The 17463-nt window shown below is 55.8% G+C and carries 18 protein-coding genes and 1 tRNA gene; all 19 read right to left on the bottom strand.

All coding sequences use genetic code 11. The features are described from left to right. Positions 1-102: 102 nt before the first annotated feature. A complete protein-coding gene (locus AOB54_05810; GenBank protein ID WVN41025.1) occupies positions 103-1287 on the bottom strand; it encodes an acyl-CoA dehydrogenase in 1185 nt (394 codons plus the stop codon). Positions 1288-1338: 51 nt separating this feature from the next. Next, a complete protein-coding gene (locus tag AOB54_05815; GenBank protein ID WVN41026.1) occupies positions 1339-1956 on the bottom strand; it encodes an NUDIX hydrolase in 618 nt (205 codons plus the stop codon). Beyond that, entirely contained in the window at positions 1953-2267 is a 315-nt protein-coding gene (locus tag AOB54_05820; protein ID WVN41027.1) for a DUF2818 family protein, read from the bottom strand. The genes AOB54_05815 and AOB54_05820 overlap by 4 nt, the downstream gene beginning before the upstream one ends. Next, on the bottom strand, positions 2264-3742 hold the full coding sequence (nuoN, locus tag AOB54_05825) for an NADH-quinone oxidoreductase subunit NuoN (GenBank protein ID WVN41028.1): 1479 nt from the start codon (positions 3740-3742) through the stop codon (positions 2264-2266). The genes AOB54_05820 and nuoN overlap by 4 nt, the downstream gene beginning before the upstream one ends. Before the next feature lie 41 nt (positions 3743-3783). After that, positions 3784-5304: an NADH-quinone oxidoreductase subunit M gene (locus tag AOB54_05830; protein ID WVN41029.1), complete on the bottom strand. Its 1521-nt coding sequence runs from the start codon at positions 5302-5304 to the stop codon at positions 3784-3786. Next, positions 5304-7334, bottom strand: a complete 2031-nt coding sequence (gene nuoL, locus AOB54_05835; GenBank protein WVN41030.1) for an NADH-quinone oxidoreductase subunit L — start codon at positions 7332-7334, stop codon at positions 5304-5306. The genes AOB54_05830 and nuoL overlap by 1 nt, the downstream gene beginning before the upstream one ends. Positions 7335-7340: 6 nt before the next feature. Then, positions 7341-7646 (bottom strand): NADH-quinone oxidoreductase subunit NuoK, encoded by a 306-nt coding sequence (gene nuoK / locus AOB54_05840; GenBank protein ID WVN41031.1) that lies wholly within the window; start codon positions 7644-7646, stop codon positions 7341-7343. A gap of 5 nt (positions 7647-7651) precedes the next feature. Then, positions 7652-8290, bottom strand: coding sequence for an NADH-quinone oxidoreductase subunit J (locus AOB54_05845; protein ID WVN41032.1), 639 nt, complete (start codon positions 8288-8290; stop codon positions 7652-7654). 15 nt (positions 8291-8305) lie between these two features. Further along, positions 8306-8794 carry an NADH-quinone oxidoreductase subunit NuoI gene (nuoI, locus tag AOB54_05850; protein WVN41033.1) on the bottom strand — a complete coding sequence of 163 codons (489 nt, stop codon included), beginning with the start codon at positions 8792-8794 and terminating at the stop codon, positions 8306-8308. 10 nt (positions 8795-8804) lie between these two features. Beyond that, positions 8805-9872 (bottom strand): NADH-quinone oxidoreductase subunit NuoH, encoded by a 1068-nt coding sequence (gene nuoH / locus AOB54_05855; GenBank protein ID WVN41034.1) that lies wholly within the window; start codon positions 9870-9872, stop codon positions 8805-8807. Position 9873: 1 nt separating this feature from the next. Then, positions 9874-12237, bottom strand: coding sequence for an NADH-quinone oxidoreductase subunit NuoG (gene nuoG, locus AOB54_05860; GenBank protein ID WVN41035.1), 2364 nt, complete (start codon positions 12235-12237; stop codon positions 9874-9876). Between the two features lie 29 nt (positions 12238-12266). Then, positions 12267-13589 (bottom strand): NADH-quinone oxidoreductase subunit NuoF, encoded by a 1323-nt coding sequence (nuoF, locus tag AOB54_05865; GenBank protein ID WVN41036.1) that lies wholly within the window; start codon positions 13587-13589, stop codon positions 12267-12269. Continuing rightward, positions 13589-14098, bottom strand: coding sequence for an NADH-quinone oxidoreductase subunit NuoE (gene nuoE, locus AOB54_05870; GenBank protein WVN42779.1), 510 nt, complete (start codon positions 14096-14098; stop codon positions 13589-13591). Before nuoE ends, nuoF begins: the two co-directional genes overlap by 1 nt. Before the next feature lie 38 nt (positions 14099-14136). Further along, entirely contained in the window at positions 14137-15390 is a 1254-nt protein-coding gene (locus AOB54_05875; protein ID WVN41037.1) for an NADH-quinone oxidoreductase subunit D, read from the bottom strand. A 27-nt stretch (positions 15391-15417) separates the two neighbouring features. Further along, complete coding sequence (locus tag AOB54_05880; protein WVN41038.1) at positions 15418-16011, bottom strand: NADH-quinone oxidoreductase subunit C; 594 nt, start codon at positions 16009-16011, stop codon at positions 15418-15420. A gap of 5 nt (positions 16012-16016) precedes the next feature. Continuing rightward, a complete protein-coding gene (locus AOB54_05885; protein ID WVN41039.1) occupies positions 16017-16496 on the bottom strand; it encodes an NADH-quinone oxidoreductase subunit B family protein in 480 nt (159 codons plus the stop codon). Between the two features lie 21 nt (positions 16497-16517). Beyond that, positions 16518-16877: an NADH-quinone oxidoreductase subunit A gene (locus tag AOB54_05890; GenBank protein WVN41040.1), complete on the bottom strand. Its 360-nt coding sequence runs from the start codon at positions 16875-16877 to the stop codon at positions 16518-16520. Positions 16878-16904: 27 nt separating this feature from the next. Beyond that, positions 16905-16989: transfer RNA gene (locus AOB54_05895), tRNA-Leu, on the bottom strand. 79 nt (positions 16990-17068) lie between these two features. Continuing rightward, positions 17069-17452: a preprotein translocase subunit SecG gene (gene secG, locus AOB54_05900; GenBank protein WVN41041.1), complete on the bottom strand. Its 384-nt coding sequence runs from the start codon at positions 17450-17452 to the stop codon at positions 17069-17071. Positions 17453-17463 lie beyond the last annotated feature (11 nt).

A 17463-nucleotide genomic window follows, 5' to 3' on the forward strand; every position in this document is an offset into this window, starting at 1 on the left:
TAGCAATCAAAAATTTTTGCCATAAAAAATGCCCGGCGCTTGGCCAAGACCTGTTGAATTAACAGCCCCGGCCCAATGTCGGGCACGATTGAAACGCCTTAATTAATAAAACGCCTGCAGGCCAGTCTGCGCACGGCCCAGAATCAAGGCGTGAACATCGTGTGTGCCTTCATAGGTGTTCACCACTTCCAGGTTCACCATGTGGCGCATCACGCCGTATTCATCGTTAATGCCATTGCCACCCAGCATGTCACGGGCCATGCGGGCCACTTCCAGTGCCTTACCGCAGTTATTGCGTTTTACAATCGATGTGATTTCAACTGCTGCATTGTGTTCGTCTTTCATGCGGCCCAAGCGCAGCACAGCCAGAAGGCCCAGAGAAATTTCAGTCTGCATGTCGGCAAGCTTGCGTTGAATCAGCTGGGTTGCGGCCAATGGGCGGCCAAACTGTTGGCGATCCAGCGTGTATTGGCGGGCGGTATGCCAGCAGGCTTCCGCGGCACCTAGCACTCCCCAGGCAATACCAAAACGGGCAGAGTTCAGGCAGGTAAACGGCCCCTTGAGACCACGAATTTCAGGGAAGGCGTTTTCTTCGGGAACAAACACGTTGTCCATCATGATCATGCCGGTGATCGATGCCCGCAGACCAATCTTCCCGTGGATGGCCGGCGCACTCAAACCCTTCATGCCCTTTTCCAGAACAAAACCACGGATCTTATCTTCGTCGTCTTTGGCCCACACCACGAACACATCCGCAATTGGACTGTTGGAAATCCAGGTCTTCGAGCCCGACAGGGAATAACCTCCCGCGACCTTCTTGGCCCGGGTCTTCATGCCGGCAGGATCGGATCCAGCATCGGGTTCGGTCAGACCAAAGCAGCCAATGTATTCACCCGAGGCCAGCTTGGGCAGATACTTCTGGCGCTGCTCTTCGGTACCAAACTCATAAATCGGCAACATCACCAGCGAGCTCTGCACACTCATCATGGAGCGATAGCCGCTATCGACGCGCTCAATTTCGCGGGCAATCAATCCATAGGCCACGTAGTTGGCCCCTGCGCCGCCGTATTCCGCTGGAATGTAGGCGCCCAGCAAGCCCATCTCGCCCATCTCGCGAAAAATCGTTGGGTCAGACTGTTCATGACGAAACGCTTCTAAGACACGGGGCTGGAGTTTTTCTTGGGCATAGCTGCGGGCAGCATCCATGATCATGGTCTCTTCGTCAGAGAGCTGCTGGGCCACCAGAAAAGGGTCTTCCCAGGAAAACTTCACAGGGGCTTTTAACATGATGTTCGTCCTTTAGAGCCAATCAAATACATAAGTGGAATTAAACCACTATCAAAGAGTGCCGGCCACCCAATCCACCTGCCACTCGCCACGCTGCACACGGTCAAGCCAGAGTGCGCAAGACAGGGTCTTGCTGTCGGTGACCTGGCCCTGATAAATGGCCTGGAAAAATTGCTCGGGCGTGATGGTAATGAGTTCCATGCACTCGCCCTGCTCGCGGGCGGAATCCCCCGCCACCAGGCCCTTGGCCATGAATAAATGAATCGCCTCGGTGGAGTAGCCAATCACGGGGTGCATCACACCAAGCCTGGCCCACTGCTTGGCGCGGTAGCCGGTTTCTTCGGCAAGCTCACGCTGGGCCGCAATAAAGGGGTCTTCTGCGGCATTGAGTTTGCCCGCTGGGAATTCCAGAAAACTACGATTCAAGGCATAGCGCCACTGCCGCTCCATGACCAGGCGGCCATCATCTAGCATGGGAATGACCGCGGCAGCGCCGGGGTGAAGCGTGTACTCAAAGGTCTGCTCATGACCATCTGGGCCACGGACCCAATCACGGTGAACATGCAGCAACACGCCCTGATAAACAGACTCACCGCTTAAGCGAATTTCTTCGAGATCGGGAGCCGGCTCTAAAGCAGATCGCTTTGGCCGTGGGTCAACATCACTCATTGGTCAGGCTCTTTGGATCTTCCGCGGCGCAGATAACGCCAGACAAAACCCGGATAAGCAAGGATCAAGAACATCAAACCGGTGATCGCGTAGAACTGCCACATCTGGCTTTGCGAGCGGCCGACATAAGATTCCAGACCAAAACCAATCAGCAGAAAAACACCATAAAAGACAATCAGCTCAAGCAGGCGCCACCAGATGGTTTTTTCTGGCTTTCGAAAGACACCAAAAAACCGTTCCGTAAAAAACGGCAGGTTGGCCAGCACCGTGGCGATCACCAGCAGCAATACCGCTGCAGCACCGGTATTCATGCGGCCAAGGAAATACGAACGGTGTAAATGCAAAGTGCCATGAGCGCCCCAGGGAAGATGCCCAACAACAACACGGCCAGACCGTTTAGCGTGAGCAGCGACGAAGAGGCCTTTCCGCAATCCAGCGATGTTTCAATCTTGGCGTCGTCGAAATACATGACTTTCACCAGGCGCAGGTAATAAAACGCGCCCACCAGTGATGCCATCACGGCCAACACGGCCAGCCAAATGTGGCCTGCCTGAACTACGGCTTCCAGCACGGCCAGCTTGGCGTAAAAGCCAACGGTCGGCGGAATGCCCGCCAGTGAAAACACCAGAATTAAAAAGATGCCACCCAACCACGGGTGTCGTTTGGCCAGGCCCTTGATGTCATCCAGGGTCTCGCACTCGAACCCCTTGGAAGAAGCCAACATCAACACACCGAAACTGCCCAGGGTGGTGATGGCGTACGTGACAACGTAAAAGAGTGATGCCGCATAGGCATCGACGGCACCCACCATATCGGAGCCCACTACCCCCGATGCAAAACCCAGCAGCATGAAGCCCATGTGGGCGATGGTCGAATAAGCCAGCAGCCGTTTGACATTGGTCTGCATGATGGCAATCAGATTGCCCACAATCAGCGACAGCACCGCCAGGATCATGACCATCTGCTGCCAATCGGCTGCCACCCCAATCAGACCGGACACCAAGAGCCGCACCACAATGGCAAAGGCGGCAAACTTTGGTGCAGCACCGATCATAAGCGTCATGGCCGTGGGCGCGCCCTGATAGACATCGGGCACCCACATGTGAAACGGCACAGCGCCCAATTTAAAGGCAAGGCCGGCCACCACAAACACAGTGCCAAAGACCATGATCAGGCGATCGGCCTGGTTTGAGGCCAATTTGTCGGCAATCAGCGGCAGATCCAGCGACCCGGTTGCGCCATAAATCATGGACATGCCGTAGAGCAAAAAGCCCGAGGCCAGCGCGCCCAACACAAAGTACTTCATGGCAGCTTCGGTCGAGACCGCGTGATTGCGGCGCAGTGCCACCATGGAATACAGCGCGAGGGATAACAGCTCAATGCCCAGATACACCGTGAGCAGATTGTTGGCCGAAATCATGACGAACTGGCCCAGCATGGCAAAGAGCGCCAAGATGTGGAATTCACCGTTGGGAATATCACGATCGACAATGTAGTGCCGCGAGTAGATAAACGTAATCGCGCCGGCCACCGCCACACAGCCTTTTAAAAACGCTGACAGTGAATCAGACACCACCAAGCCGTTCATGGCGTAGATGGTCTGGTTGTCGTCCACAAAGGTGAACTGCCAGGCCGCAATGGCCAAGAGACCAAGAATCGACACTGCGTGAACCAGAACTGCTGCCGATTTCTTTGCAAACAATTCAATCAGCACCACAAGCGCCAAGAGCCCGAACAATGCAATCTCGGGTGCAGCGGCATGAAGATTTAGGGCATTTAGAGTCATAGCGCTTTCAAATTCTTTTTGTGCGTTAGATCAAAGGTTGATCATTGGGCAGGCATGGCTGGAATTGCGCCTGCAGCACCCGGCAGCTTCGAGACTGCCACATGCTTAAGCAGCTCATCTACCGAGACCTGCATCACATCAATAAACGGTGCCGGCCACAGGCCCATCAGCAACACGAAAAACGCCAAGCCCATGAGCATCCAAAACTCACGGGCGTTCACGTCTTTCAGGCTGGCCACATGATCATTGGCCACTTCACCAAAGACCACACGCTTGACCATCCACAGCGAATAGGCTGCGCCCAGAATCAGCGTGGTGGCGGCCAAAAGACCAATCCAGAAGTTGTAATCCACGGCACCCAGAATCACCATGAACTCACCCACGAAGCCGCTGGTCGCAGGCAGGCCGCTATTGGCCATGGCGAAAAACACAAAGAGTGCACCAAACTTCGGCATACGATTGACCACCCCGCCGTAATCGGCGATTTGGCGGGAATGCATGCGGTCATACAACACACCAATACACAGGAACATGGCGCCCGAGATAAAGCCGTGGGAGATCATCTGCACAATACCGCCCTGCATGCCCAGCGCGTTGAACATAAAAAAGCCAAGCGTGACAAAGCCCATGTGGGCGATGGATGAATACGCCACCAGCTTTTTCATGTCGGCCTGCACCAGCGCCACAAAGCCGATATAGACCACCGCAATCAACGATAACGAGATCATCAGGGTGTCGAGTTCACGGGCCGCATCGGGGGCGATCGGCAGCGAGAACCGCAGAAAACCGTAGGCACCCAGCTTCAACATAATCGCGGCCAGCACCACCGATCCGCCCGTTGGCGCCTCCACGTGGGCATCAGGCAACCAGGTGTGGACCGGCCACATGGGCACCTTCACGGCAAAGGCCACCAAAAACGCAAGGAAGATCAGGATCTGGGCTTCGAGCGGAAGCGGCAGTTTGTGCCACGCCAAAATATCAAAGCTTCCCGACTTCATGTACAGATAAATCAGCGCCACCAGGGTCAAGAGTGACCCCAGCAGGGTGTACAAGAAAAACTTAAACGCCGCATAGACACGATTCGGCCCGCCCCAGATACCAATGATCAGATACATGGGGATCAGCGTGGCTTCAAAAAAGACGTAGAACAGCAGACCATCCAGGGCACTGAACACGCCAATCATCAGGCCAGACAAAATCAGAAACGCGCCCATGTACTGGGCCACGCGATCTTCAATGACTTCCCAACCCGCAATCACAACAAACACTGTGATCAGCGCGGTCAGGGGCACAAACCACATGGAAAGACCATCAACCCCCAAGGCGTAATAGATGTTGAAGGTGTCAATCCAGGGGGCCTTTTCAGCAAACTGAATCGCCCCAGTGGTGAGATCAAAGTCGGTGAAGAGCGGCACGGTAACCGCAAAGCCCGCAATAGCCGCCAACAAGGCAGACCAACGAATGGCGGCGTTTGACAGTGTTCGGCCAAACAGGATCACGGCGATGCCCGCAAAAATGGGCAGCCAGATAGAGACCGAGAGAACAGGAAAGGCGCTTGTCATTATTTCACCGCAGGAACTGAATTCAACACAGGCGCAAACCACCAGAGCATCAGGGCCACACCCAGAATCATGGCGATTGCGTAGTGATAGAGATAGCCGGTCTGACCCAGCCGCATGATCGAGGCCACAGCAGCCACCACTCGAGAACTACCGTTGACCAAGAGACCATCAATTAAGCCCTGATCCGCCCGCTTCCACAGCTGGCCACCCAGCTGCCGGGCACCGCCTGCAAAGACGAACTCATTGATTCGGTCCATGAAGTATTTCTGCTCCAGCACATGATGCAGGCCGCTGAATTTCTCTTTCAGCGCCGCAGGAATGGATGGCTTGACCAGATAGAAGTACCAAGACACCACCACGCCCGCCAAGGCCAGCCAGAACGGCCAGGTCTGCACGCTGTGAAGCCCCAGGGCCACCCAGCCGTGGAAATGGCTGGCCAACTCCTGCATGGCCGGATGCGATGGATCGACAAAAATCACATTTTTAAAATAATCACCAAACAGCATTGGGCCGATGGCAATCGCGCCCAACACCACCGAGGGAATGGCCAGCGCAATCAGCGGCAATGTGACCACCCAGGGCGACTCATGCGGCTCATGGCCGTGACCATGGTCGTCATGACCGTGGTGGCCATCGCTGTGATCATCTTTGTGTCCATGATCATGGCCCTGCCCCCACCGCGGCTTGCCGTGGAAGACCAGAAAGAACATGCGGAAGGAATAAAACGCGGTCACAAACACGCCGATCAACAGCATGATGTACACCACTGGTGCCGCGATCAGGTTCGAGGCATGGACCGCCTCGATGATCATGTCTTTGGAGTAAAAGCCTGAGAAGAACGGTGCACCGATCAAGGCCAAGGAGCCCAAGAGCGATACCAACCAGGTGACGGGCATTTTCTTCCACAGGCCACCCATGTGGCGAATATCTTGCTGATGGTGCATGCCGATGATGACCGAGCCTGCCGCCAAAAAGAGTAGCGCCTTAAAGAAGGCGTGGGTCATCAGATGGAAAAACGCCACCGAATAGGCCGATGCACCCAGGGCGACTGTCATATAGCCCAGCTGCGAGAGCGTGGAATACGCGACCACCCGCTTGATGTCGTTTTGAATAATGCCCAAAAAGCCCATAAACAAAGCGGTGATCGCGCCGATGATCAACACAAACGACAAGGCAATGTCGCTGAGTTCAAATAGGGGCGACATGCGGGCCACCATAAAGATGCCCGCCGTCACCATGGTGGCCGCGTGAATCAGGGCCGAGATGGGCGTTGGGCCTTCCATGGAGTCGGGCAGCCAGACGTGCAGTGGGAACTGGGCCGATTTGCCCATAGCACCAATAAACAAACAGATGCAGGCCACGGCCAGAAGCGGCCACTCGGTTCCTGGAATTAACGAAATCGATTGGGTGGCCAGCGTGGGGGCGGCCTTAAATGTCTCGGCGTAATCCAGCGATCCGCCATAGGCCAGCACCAGGCCAATGCCCAGAATAAATCCAAAGTCGCCCACACGGTTGACCAAAAAGGCCTTTAGGTTGGCGTAGATCGCTGTTGGCCGTGTATACCAAAAGCCGATCAGCAGATACGACACCAGGCCCACGGCTTCCCAGCCAAAAAAGAGCTGCAAGAAGTTGTTACTCATGACCAGCATGAGCATGGAAAACGTAAAGAGCGAGATGTAGCTAAAAAAGCGCTGATACCCCGGGTCGTCATGCATGTAGCCAATGGTGTAGATGTGCACCATGAGCGAGACCGATGTCACGACCACCATCATGGTGGCCGACAGCGTGTCGATCAGGAAACCGACCTCCAGCTTTAGGCCAGCAATCTGGGCCCAGGTATAGACCGTGCCATTAAAGGTGTTGCCCGATAAGACATCGGCCAGCACCATCAACGACGCCACCAATGAGACCGCCACACCAGCAATCGTGATGGTGTGGGCGCCGGCCCGGCCAATCGTCTTTCCAAAAAACCCCGCCACAATCGCGCCGACCAGTGGCGCGATGGGTACCAGTAAATAAAGATTGGTCATCTCGGGTTAGCCCTTCAGTTCGTCGAGTTGCTCGACTTCCACAGTATTCAAATTACGGAACAGCACCACCAAGATGGCAAGGCCAATGGCCGACTCGGCTGCGGCAACCGTCAGAATGAAAAACACAAAGATCTGGCCAGCGGCATCACCCAGGTAATGCGAAAAGGCGATGAAGTTCATGTTCACGGCCAAGAGCATCAGCTCGATGGCCATCAAGAGCACGATCAGGTTCTTTCGATTCATGAAAATACCGATCACACTTAAGGCAAACAAAATGGCGCCAAGGGTGAGGAAATGGGCAAGTGTCAGCATCTGAATTACTCCCCTTTTTCCGAGCTGTCAGGCGCTGAGGCAGCCGGCTTTTTCACGGCGGGCATGGAAACCAGCCGCATGCGGTCTTTGGCACGGACCCGAACCTGATCGGCTGGGTTTTGATACTTGCTGTCTTTGCGCCGCCGCAGCGTCAGTGCAATGGCCGCCACAATGGCCAGCAACAAAATGACCGCCGCAATTTCAAAGGCGTAGACATAGTCGGTGTAGATCAGCCGGCCCAGGGCCTTGGTGTTGTCGTAGTTCGCCGGCAATGGGGCCACGGCCGACTCGGGCACATTAAAGCTGCGAATCAACACGGCGGACATTTCAAAAATAATCAGTCCACCCACCGGCGCGGCAACCCGCAGATTGGCCCAAAACCCCTGGCGCATTTTTTCCAAATCGAAGTCAATCATCATGACCACGAAGAGAAAGAGCACCATCACCGCACCGACATAGACCAAGACCAGCGTAATCGCCAAGAACTCTGCCTGAAGCAAGAGCCAGATGGCCGCAGCGCTAAAAAAGCTCAGCACCAGATACAGCGCTGCATGGACCGGATTTCGGGCCGTAATCACCCGCACTGCCGCGAAAACCAGAATCGCGGCAAATGCATAAAACAGCGTTAAGGTGACATCAAACATGAGCAGGAATTCCTATCATCGATATTTCGCATCGGCCGCCCGGGCCTCGGCAATGTCTTTTTCGTAACGGTCGCCAACGGCCAACAACATTTCCTTGGTGAAATAGAGATCACCGCGCTTTTCGCCGTGGTATTCGTGGATGTGGGTCTCCACGATCGAATCCACTGGGCAGCTTTCTTCACAAAAGCCGCAGAAGATGCATTTGGTTAAGTCAATGTCATAACGGGTGGTGCGACGGGTGCCGTCGGCGCGTACATCGGATTCGATGGTGATGGCCTGCGCGGGGCAGACCGCCTCGCAGAGTTTGCAGGCGATGCAACGCTCTTCCCCATTGGGGTAACGGCGCAGTGCGTGCAGGCCACGAAAGCGCGGCGAATACGGCGTTTTCTCTTCGGGATATTGGACCGTGATCTTGCGCTTAAACAGATAGCTGCCGGTGAGCGCCATGCCCCGCAGCAGTTCCAACAACAAGAATGAACGGAAAAAATTCACGATAGCAGTCATGGCCGGCTCCTTACCAGATCGTCCATGGCGTCTGCATCCAGATGCCAATCAACACCAGCCAGATCAAGGTGACCGGAATAAAGATCTTCCAGCCCAGCCGCATGATCTGGTCGTAGCGATACCGCGGAAACGAGGCCCGCATCCAAATAAAGGTGCTGACCACCAAGAAGGTCTTCACACCCAGCCAGATCCAACCGGGAATGAAGGCCAGCGCGTCGACCGGCGCATCCCAGCCGCCCAAGAACAAAATCGAGGCGACCATGGAAATCAGGATCATGTTGGCGTATTCGGCCAGAAAGAAGATGGCAAAGGCCATGCCGGAATACTCCACCATGTGGCCAGCCACGATCTCGGATTCACCCTCGACCACATCAAAGGGGTGGCGGTTGGTCTCGGCCACGCCCGACACAAAATACACAACAAATACAGGCAGAAGTGGCAGCCAGTTCCAAGATAAGAAATTTAAGCCCATCTCTTCGGTGAACCAGCCCTTTTGTTGGCCCAGCACGATTTCGGTCATGTTCAGGCTGCCGGTCACCATCAGCACGCAGACCAGCGCAAAACCAATAGCAAGTTCATACGACACCATCTGGGCTGTTGCCCGCATGGCAGCGATAAAAGCGTATTTCGAGTTGGATGCCCAGCCGGCCAGAATCACGCCATAAACTTCGAGCGATGTGATCGCCAGTAAGAGCAGTAGGCCTGCATTGACATTGGCCAAGACCACATCGGGGCCAAACGGCACCACTGCCCATGCGGCCATGGCCGGCATGATGGTCATGATGGGGCCCAAGATATACAGACCACGGCTTGCCTGCGACGGCATGATGATCTCTTTGGTCATCAGCTTGAGTGCATCCGCAATCGGCTGTAAAAGCCCCAGCGGGCCAACACGGTTGGGACCAAGGCGGATGTGCATCCAGCCAATCAGCTTGCGCTCCCAGAGTGTCAGATAGGCCACGCAGCCCAGCACGGGCAGCACCACCACAATGATCTTGATCAGAGTCCAGGCCACTGGCCAGGCCCCGCCCAGCAGCGATGCGCCAAAGCTATTGATGTTGAGCAATAGATCTTGCATATCAGGCAACCTCCAGCTCAATGGGGCCAATCATCTCGCCCAGGCTTGCACAGGCACGATGGGCCGCTGAGATCTGAACCACTCCAGGGGCCACACGATCATCGATTGCGACTTCAAATATCTCACCATGGCGAGCGGTCTGGGCGCACTTCACACGCACACCCGCTGCAAGCCCCAGGCGCTGCGCATCCGCTGGATTCAAAATGGCCTTGGGTGCTGCACTGGCCCGCGTTTCTTGCAAGGCAGGTGCGTGCCGTGAAATGGCATCACTGCGATAGATGGGTACATCGGCAATGCGCACCAGCTGTGATTTTTCTGACGTTGTGATGGCCGGTAGCGATTGAATCGGATGGGCGCGGGCCGACAGGCCCACAATAATCTTTCCGCTCTCGCGGTCTCCAAGAACCGACTGACGAATGTCTTCCGAAGATTCAAATTCAAAATCGGGGGCACGGACCAAATTGCCCAGCACGCGCAAGACCTTCCACGCCGGGCGGCACTGGCCCAGGGGCCGCACCACCGCCTGGGTGGTCTGCAGCCGGCCCTCGCAATTGACGTAAGAACCCGATGTCTCGGTGTAAGGGGCAATCGGCAAGACCACATCAGCGACGTCCATCACGCCGTCTTTAAAAACCGACAATGCCACAACGGTCTTGGCAGACTTCAGTGTGTGCATGGCCTGCTGGGGGTTGCCACAGTCCAGGGCAGGATCAATGTTGATCAACAAGAAAGCCTCGGCGCCAGTTGCAAACATGGCCGCCGCATCAACACCACCCTTCATGGGGGCGGCCTTGGCAATATAGCCGCCCACGCCGTTGGCACCCTCAACAGTAAACCCAAGGCGACAGCCAATGGCTTCGGCAAGTAACTGCGCAGCCGACCAGATGTTTGATGCCTGTGGGTGTGCCAATACATTGTTGCCCAAGAGAATTGCGGCCTGTTTACTGGGGTCGGCCGACTGGGCGAGCAGATTGGCAACAGCCACTGCCTGATCCGAGGGCTGGCGGCCTGAAAGCTCGGCGGGCATGGCTTGGCCCTTGAGTTGATAGGCGGCTGCCGCGATGTCTAGAACGGATGCCACCCACTGTGCGGGGCTGCAAACCATCTGCTGCGACACAGGCATGAGCAGGTCCTGCGCCACCGCATGCAGGGTGGCGAGCTTTGCACCATGACGCACGGCTTGGCGCAGACGCTGGGCGAGAAGCGGATGGTCTTGGCGCAGGAAAGACCCAATCACCAAGGCACGATCAAGATGACTGACTTCAGACAGGGTTAGCCCAAGTGTTGGCGTGCCGATGAACTGCTGATCAAAGCCAGCCTGACCGAGACGAGGACGAAAATCCACCGAGTCACTCTTGAGTGCACGGGTCAGCGATGCTGCAAGCGTGAGCTCTTCCAGTGTGCAATTTGGGGACGCTAGGGTACGGACCTGATTGGGGCCCACTTCCCCAGCTAATTTGAGTGCATCAGCGGCCTTGGCCAGAGCCTCTTCCCAACTGGCCTCACGCCATGTGCCGTCTGACTGCTTGATCATGGGCACCGTGAGTCGATCGGTGCTGTTTAGGCCCTCGTAGCTGAAACGATCGCGATCGGAGATCCAGCACTCATTGACCTCTTCGTTTTCCAAGGGGACCACGCGCTTGACTTGGTTGGCCTTGGACTGAACCACAATGTTGGCACCGATGCTGTCATGGGGGCTCACCGAGCGCTTGCGCGACAACTCCCAGGTGCGAGCGGAGTAACGGAATGGCTTGCTGGTCAATGCGCCAACCGGGCAGATGTCAATCATGTTGCCCGACAGTTCACTTTCCACCGCATTGCCCACAAAGGACATGATCTCAGAGTGCTCACCGCGGCCAGCCATGCCAAGCTCCATCACGCCGGCAATCTCTTGGCCAAAGCGCACACACCGGGTGCAGTGAATACAGCGGCTCATTTCTTCTGCAGAAATCAGTGGCCCCATCGACTTATGAAAGACCACCCGTTTTTCTTCTGTGTAACGTGAGGCCGATGGACCATAGCCCACCGCGAGATCTTGCAGCTGACACTCGCCGCCCTGGTCGCAGATGGGGCAATCCAGTGGGTGATTGATCAGCAAAAATTCCATCACGCTCTTTTGGGCCTGCTTGGCTTTTTCAGAGCGGGTGAAGACTTTCATTCCAGCCGTGACCGGTGTGGCGCAGGCGGGTAATGGCTTGGGCGCTTTTTCAACTTCCACCAAGCACATGCGGCAGTTGGCCGCAATCGACAACTTCTTGTGATAACAAAAGTGCGGCACAAATACGCCAAGCTTGGTCGCGGCGTCCATGACCATGCTGCCTTCGGCGACTTCTACCTTTTTGCCATCTATCTCAAGTTCAACCATTGCTGTTCTCGCGGCCCTGTGTTCGTGCCTTAAACATAATCCGACACCGCACAGCGTTTGTGCTCGATGTGATGCACAAACTCTGAACGGAAGTGTTTTAAAAATGCGCGCACTGGCATTGCAGCTGCATCGCCAAGCGCACAGATGGTGCGGCCCTGGATATTGCTGGCCACTTCATCTAAGCGGGCCAGGTCTTCCATGGTGCCCTGGCCTTTTTCAATGCGATCGACCATGCGCCACAGCCAGCCCGTGCCCTCGCGGCAAGGCGTGCACTGGCCACACGACTCTTCGTAATAAAAGTACGACAGGCGCAACAGACTGCGGACCATGCAGCGGGTCTCGTCCATCACGATCACGGCACCAGAGCCCAGCATGGAGCCGGCTTTGGCGATTGAGTCGTAATCCATGTCACAGGCCATCATGATGTCGGCGGGCAACACCGGCATGGAAGAACCACCCGGGATCACGGCTTTGAGTTTCTTGCCGTCGCGCACGCCGCCAGCCAATTCCAATAGTTTGGCAAAGGGTGTGCCCAGCGGAATTTCATAGTTGCCGGGCCGCTCAACGTCGCCGGAAATCGAAAACACCTTGGTGCCACCGTTATTCGGCTTGCCCACTTCTAAGTACGCCTGGCCACCGTTGCGAATAATCCAAGGCACTGCCGCAAAGGTTTCGGTGTTGTTGATCGTGGTGGGCTTGCCATACAGGCCATAGCTTGCTGGGAATGGCGGCTTAAACCGTGGCTGGCCTTTTTTGCCTTCGAGTGACTCTAAAAGCGCAGTTTCTTCACCGCAGATATAGGCGCCGTAACCATGATGGGCATGCAGCTGAAACGAGAAGTTCGAGCCCATGATGTTGTTACCCAGAAAACCGGCAGCACGGGCCTCTTCCAAGGCCGCTTCAAACCGCTCATAGGTTTCCCAGATTTCACCGTGAATGTAGTTATAGCCCACCGTAATGCCCATGGCATAGGCCGCAATGGCCATGCCCTCGATCACGATATGCGGGTTGTAACGCAGGATGTCGCGGTCTTTAAATGTGCCCGGCTCGCCTTCGTCGGAGTTGCAGACCAGATACTTTTGAATGGGCAGCTTGGCGGGCATGAAGCTCCACTTCAGGCCGGTGGGAAAGCCCGCACCGCCACGGCCACGCAGGCCCGACGCCTTGACCTCTGCAATCACTTGCTCAGGTGTCATGCCGGTGGTGAGAATTTTTCTTAAGGCCTCGTAGCCACCGCGTGACTGATAGTCTTTTAAATGCCAGCCATCGGGCGTGAGCCCCGCCAGAATCTGCGGCGAGATGTGCCGCGCGTGAAAGCAGGTGTCAATCACTGGAATCTCGGGTGCGCCCATCAGTTGCCCCCTTTCGCAGCACCAGACTTGGCCTGCTCAGTTAGTTCAGCAATCAAGGCATCAATCCGGTCGTTGGACATCCAGCTGCACATGCGGTGGTTATTGACCAACATCACGGGCGCATCGCCACAGGCCCCCATGCACTCGCCCTCTTTCAGGGTAAATAGACCATCAGCGGTGGTTTCGTTAAAGCCAATTCCAAGCTTTGCCTTGATGTATTCGGCAGCGTGATTGCCACTGCGCAAGGCACAGGGCAGATTGGTGCAGACGGTGAGCTTGTACTGGCCCACGGGCTTTAGGTTGTACATCGTGTAAAAGGTGGCCACTTCATGCACGGCGATTGCAGGCATGCCCAAATACTTGGCAATATCGGCTTCTACTTCCGGCGAAATCCAACCCTTTTCGGTCTGGGCAATGGCGAGTGCCGCCATGACCGCAGACTGCTTCTGGTCGGCGGGATATTTCGCAATCTCGCGATCAATCTTTTGATAGGCCTGGGCCGACAACACGGGGCCCTTGGGCGCTTCGGCAAGCGATAACTGAACACTCATCGATCAATCTCTCCGAACACGATGTCTTGGGTGCCGATGATGGTGACCACGTCTGCGATCATGTGGCCGCGCGACATCTCATCAAGCCCCTGCAAGTGGGCATAGCCCGGCGCGCGAATCTTCAGGCGATAAGGTTTGTTGGCACCGTCGGACACGAGATAAATACCAAACTCGCCCTTAGGGTGTTCCACTGCGGCATAGCACTCGCCTTCGGGCACATGGAAGCCTTCGGTGAAGAGTTTGAAATGGTGAATCAACTCTTCCATGTTGGACTTCATGTCAAGTCGTGCGGGTGGAGCCACCTTGTGGTTGTCCGACATCACCGGCCCCGGGTTGTTGCGCAGCCAATCCACGCACTGGGCAATGATGCGATTACTCTGGCGCATTTCGGCAACGCGGCACAGGTAACGGTCATAAGAATCGCCACCCTTGCCCACCGGAATATCGAAATCAAGCCGATCATAAACTTCATAAGGCTGGTGCTTACGCAGATCCCAGACCACGCCCGATCCGCGCAGCATTGGGCCAGTAAACCCCATGGCCTTGGCCCGCTCAGGCGAGACCACGCCAATGCCCACCAAGCGTTGCTTCCAAATGCGGTTGTCGGTCAGCAGGGTTTCATACTCGTCGACATAGCCGGGGAAACGTTTGGTGAAGTCTTCAATGAAATCTAGCAGGCTGCCCTGGCGGTTTTCGTTCAGCTTGCGGGCTGAGCTCTCGGAACGCTTGCGATTGGCAATGTATTGGGGCATCTGCTGCGGCAGATCACGGTAAACGCCACCTGGCCGGTAGTACGCCGCGTGCATGCGGGCACCCGAGACGGCTTCGTAGCAATCCAGCAGGTCTTCGCGCTCGCGGAAGGCATAAAGAAATACCGCCATGGCGCCCACATCAAGGCCATGGGCACCGATCCACAGCAGGTGATTCAGTAACCGTGTGATTTCGTCGTACATGACGCGGATGTACTGGGCACGAATGGGGACCTCCACGCCCATCAGCCGCTCAATAGCCATGCAATACGCATGCTCATTGACCATCATGGACATGTAATCGAGCCGGTCCATATACGGCACCGACTGAATAAAGGTCTTGGTCTCGGCAAGCTTTTCCGTGCCACGATGCAGCAGGCCAATATGGGGGTCAGCACGCTGCACCACTTCACCATCAAGCTCTAACACCAGGCGCAACACCCCGTGGGCCGCCGGATGCTGGGGACCAAAGTTCAGGGTGTAATTTTTAATGTCTGCCACGCCGCAGTTTCTCCCGTACGCTCGTTCTTATTGCGGAATAAATCCGCCGTAGTTTTCTTCACGAATCACCCGTGGGGTCTGATCGCGGGGCTCAATGGTCACCGGCTGATAGATCACACGCTTTTGCTCTGGGTCGTAACGCATTTCCACGTAACCTGAGATGGGGAAATCTTTACGAAACGGATGGCCCACAAAGCCATAGTCGGTCAGAATGCGCCGCAGGTCGTCATGACCCTGGAACACAATGCCAAACATGTCAAAGGCCTCGCGCTCGTACCAATTTGCTGACGACCATAGGCTGGTGATGGAAGCCACTTCCGGTAGATCATCATTTGGACAGAAGACACGGACACGCAAGCGCTGGTTCAATTCCACCGACAGCAGATGCACCACCACCGCAAACCGCGGGCCCTCGTGCGTGCCTTCTTTGTAGTCTTGATAGTCCACACCACAAAGATCAATCATGGTGTCAAACCGTAGTCCCGGTGTGTCACGCAGCAGCTTGCATGACTCGAAATACCGGTCGGCACGCACCACCGCCGTGGTCTCATCGCAGCTATGTGCAATGCCCACCAGAGCATCTCCACAGGTTGCTTGAACGAGTTCAGCAAGAGTTGTCATGTGATTTAACTCCGCGCAATGGTGTTGGTACGGCGAATCTTGTTTTGCAGCTGGATAATGCCGTAGATCAGGGCCTCCGCCGTGGGCGGACAGCCCGGCACATAAATGTCCACGGGCACGATGCGGTCACAGCCACGCACCACGGAATAGCTGTAGTGGTAGTAACCACCGCCGTTGGCGCACGACCCCATGGAAATCACCCAACGGGGTTCCGGCATCTGGTCATAGACCTTGCGCATGGCGGGTGCCATTTTGTTGCACAGTGTTCCCGCAACAATCATGAGATCGGACTGGCGTGGGCTGGGGCGAAAGACCACACCGAAGCGGTCTAAGTCGTAACGAGACGCGCCTGCATGCATCATCTCCACGGCGCAACAGGCCAGACCGAACGTCATGGGCCAGAGCGACCCCGTGCGCGTCCAGTTGATGATTTGGTCTGCCGACGTGGTGAGAAAGCCCTGCTTGAAAACGCCGTCAATCGCCATGACCCAACTCCCCTGCCTTTCTTATTCCCAATCCAGGGCGCCCTTCATCCACTCGTAGATGAAGCCAAGCACCAGGATTGCTAGAAACACCATCATGGACATGAAGCCAAAAAAGCCGATGTCTTTAAGAGAGACTGCCCATGGAAATAGGAACGCGATCTCGAGATCGAACAAAATAAACAGGATCGCCACCAGGTAATAACGCACATCGAACTGAAGTCGGGCGTCTTCAAAGGCTTCAAAGCCGCACTCATAAGGAGAGAGCTTTTCGCTGTCGGGCCGGCTGGGGCCCAGAATCTTGCCGATCACCATAGGGCCAACGCCCACCGCGATGCCGACGAGAATAAACAGTAAAACCGGAAGGTATTGCTCTAAGTTCACTACTCAATCCCCGGAATTTATTTTTATTGGTGCCGACGGCGAGACTCGAACTCGCACAGCTTGCGCCACTACCCCCTCAAGATAGCGTGTCTACCAATTTCACCACGTCGGCTTAAAAATACCCCCACTACCGGAACAACACTGCAGCAAGTGCCTTTTTTCGGCTTATTGTTTTTGCTGCAGCGCGTATTTTACTTCTTTGCGCCCTTTTCGGCAGGCGCAGCCGGCACCGAAGACCCTGCAGGCTGCGCAGGCAATGTCGACGAAGGGACAGGCACCGACGACGGGACTTCCGGCGAAGTCTGCATCACGCTGCCAGCGCCCTGTGGCTTGCGGTTTTGAGTCGCGATAAACGACAAAGCCAGCGTGGCGACAAAAAAGATCACGGCGAAAACTGCGGTCATGCGGCTTAAGAAATTCGCTGAGCCACTGGAACCAAAAACGCTTCCGGCCGAGCCTGAGCCAAAGGCTGCGCCCATGTCGGCGCCTTTGCCCTGCTGCAGCAAGACCAAGACAATGATGGCGATCGCGCAGACCACCTGAACCGTGAGAACCAAATTACCAAGCCAACTCATATTGCATTCCT

Source organism: beta proteobacterium MWH-UniP1, from assembly GCA_036362785.1.
Lineage (GTDB): Bacteria > Pseudomonadota > Gammaproteobacteria > Burkholderiales > Burkholderiaceae_A > Lacustribacter.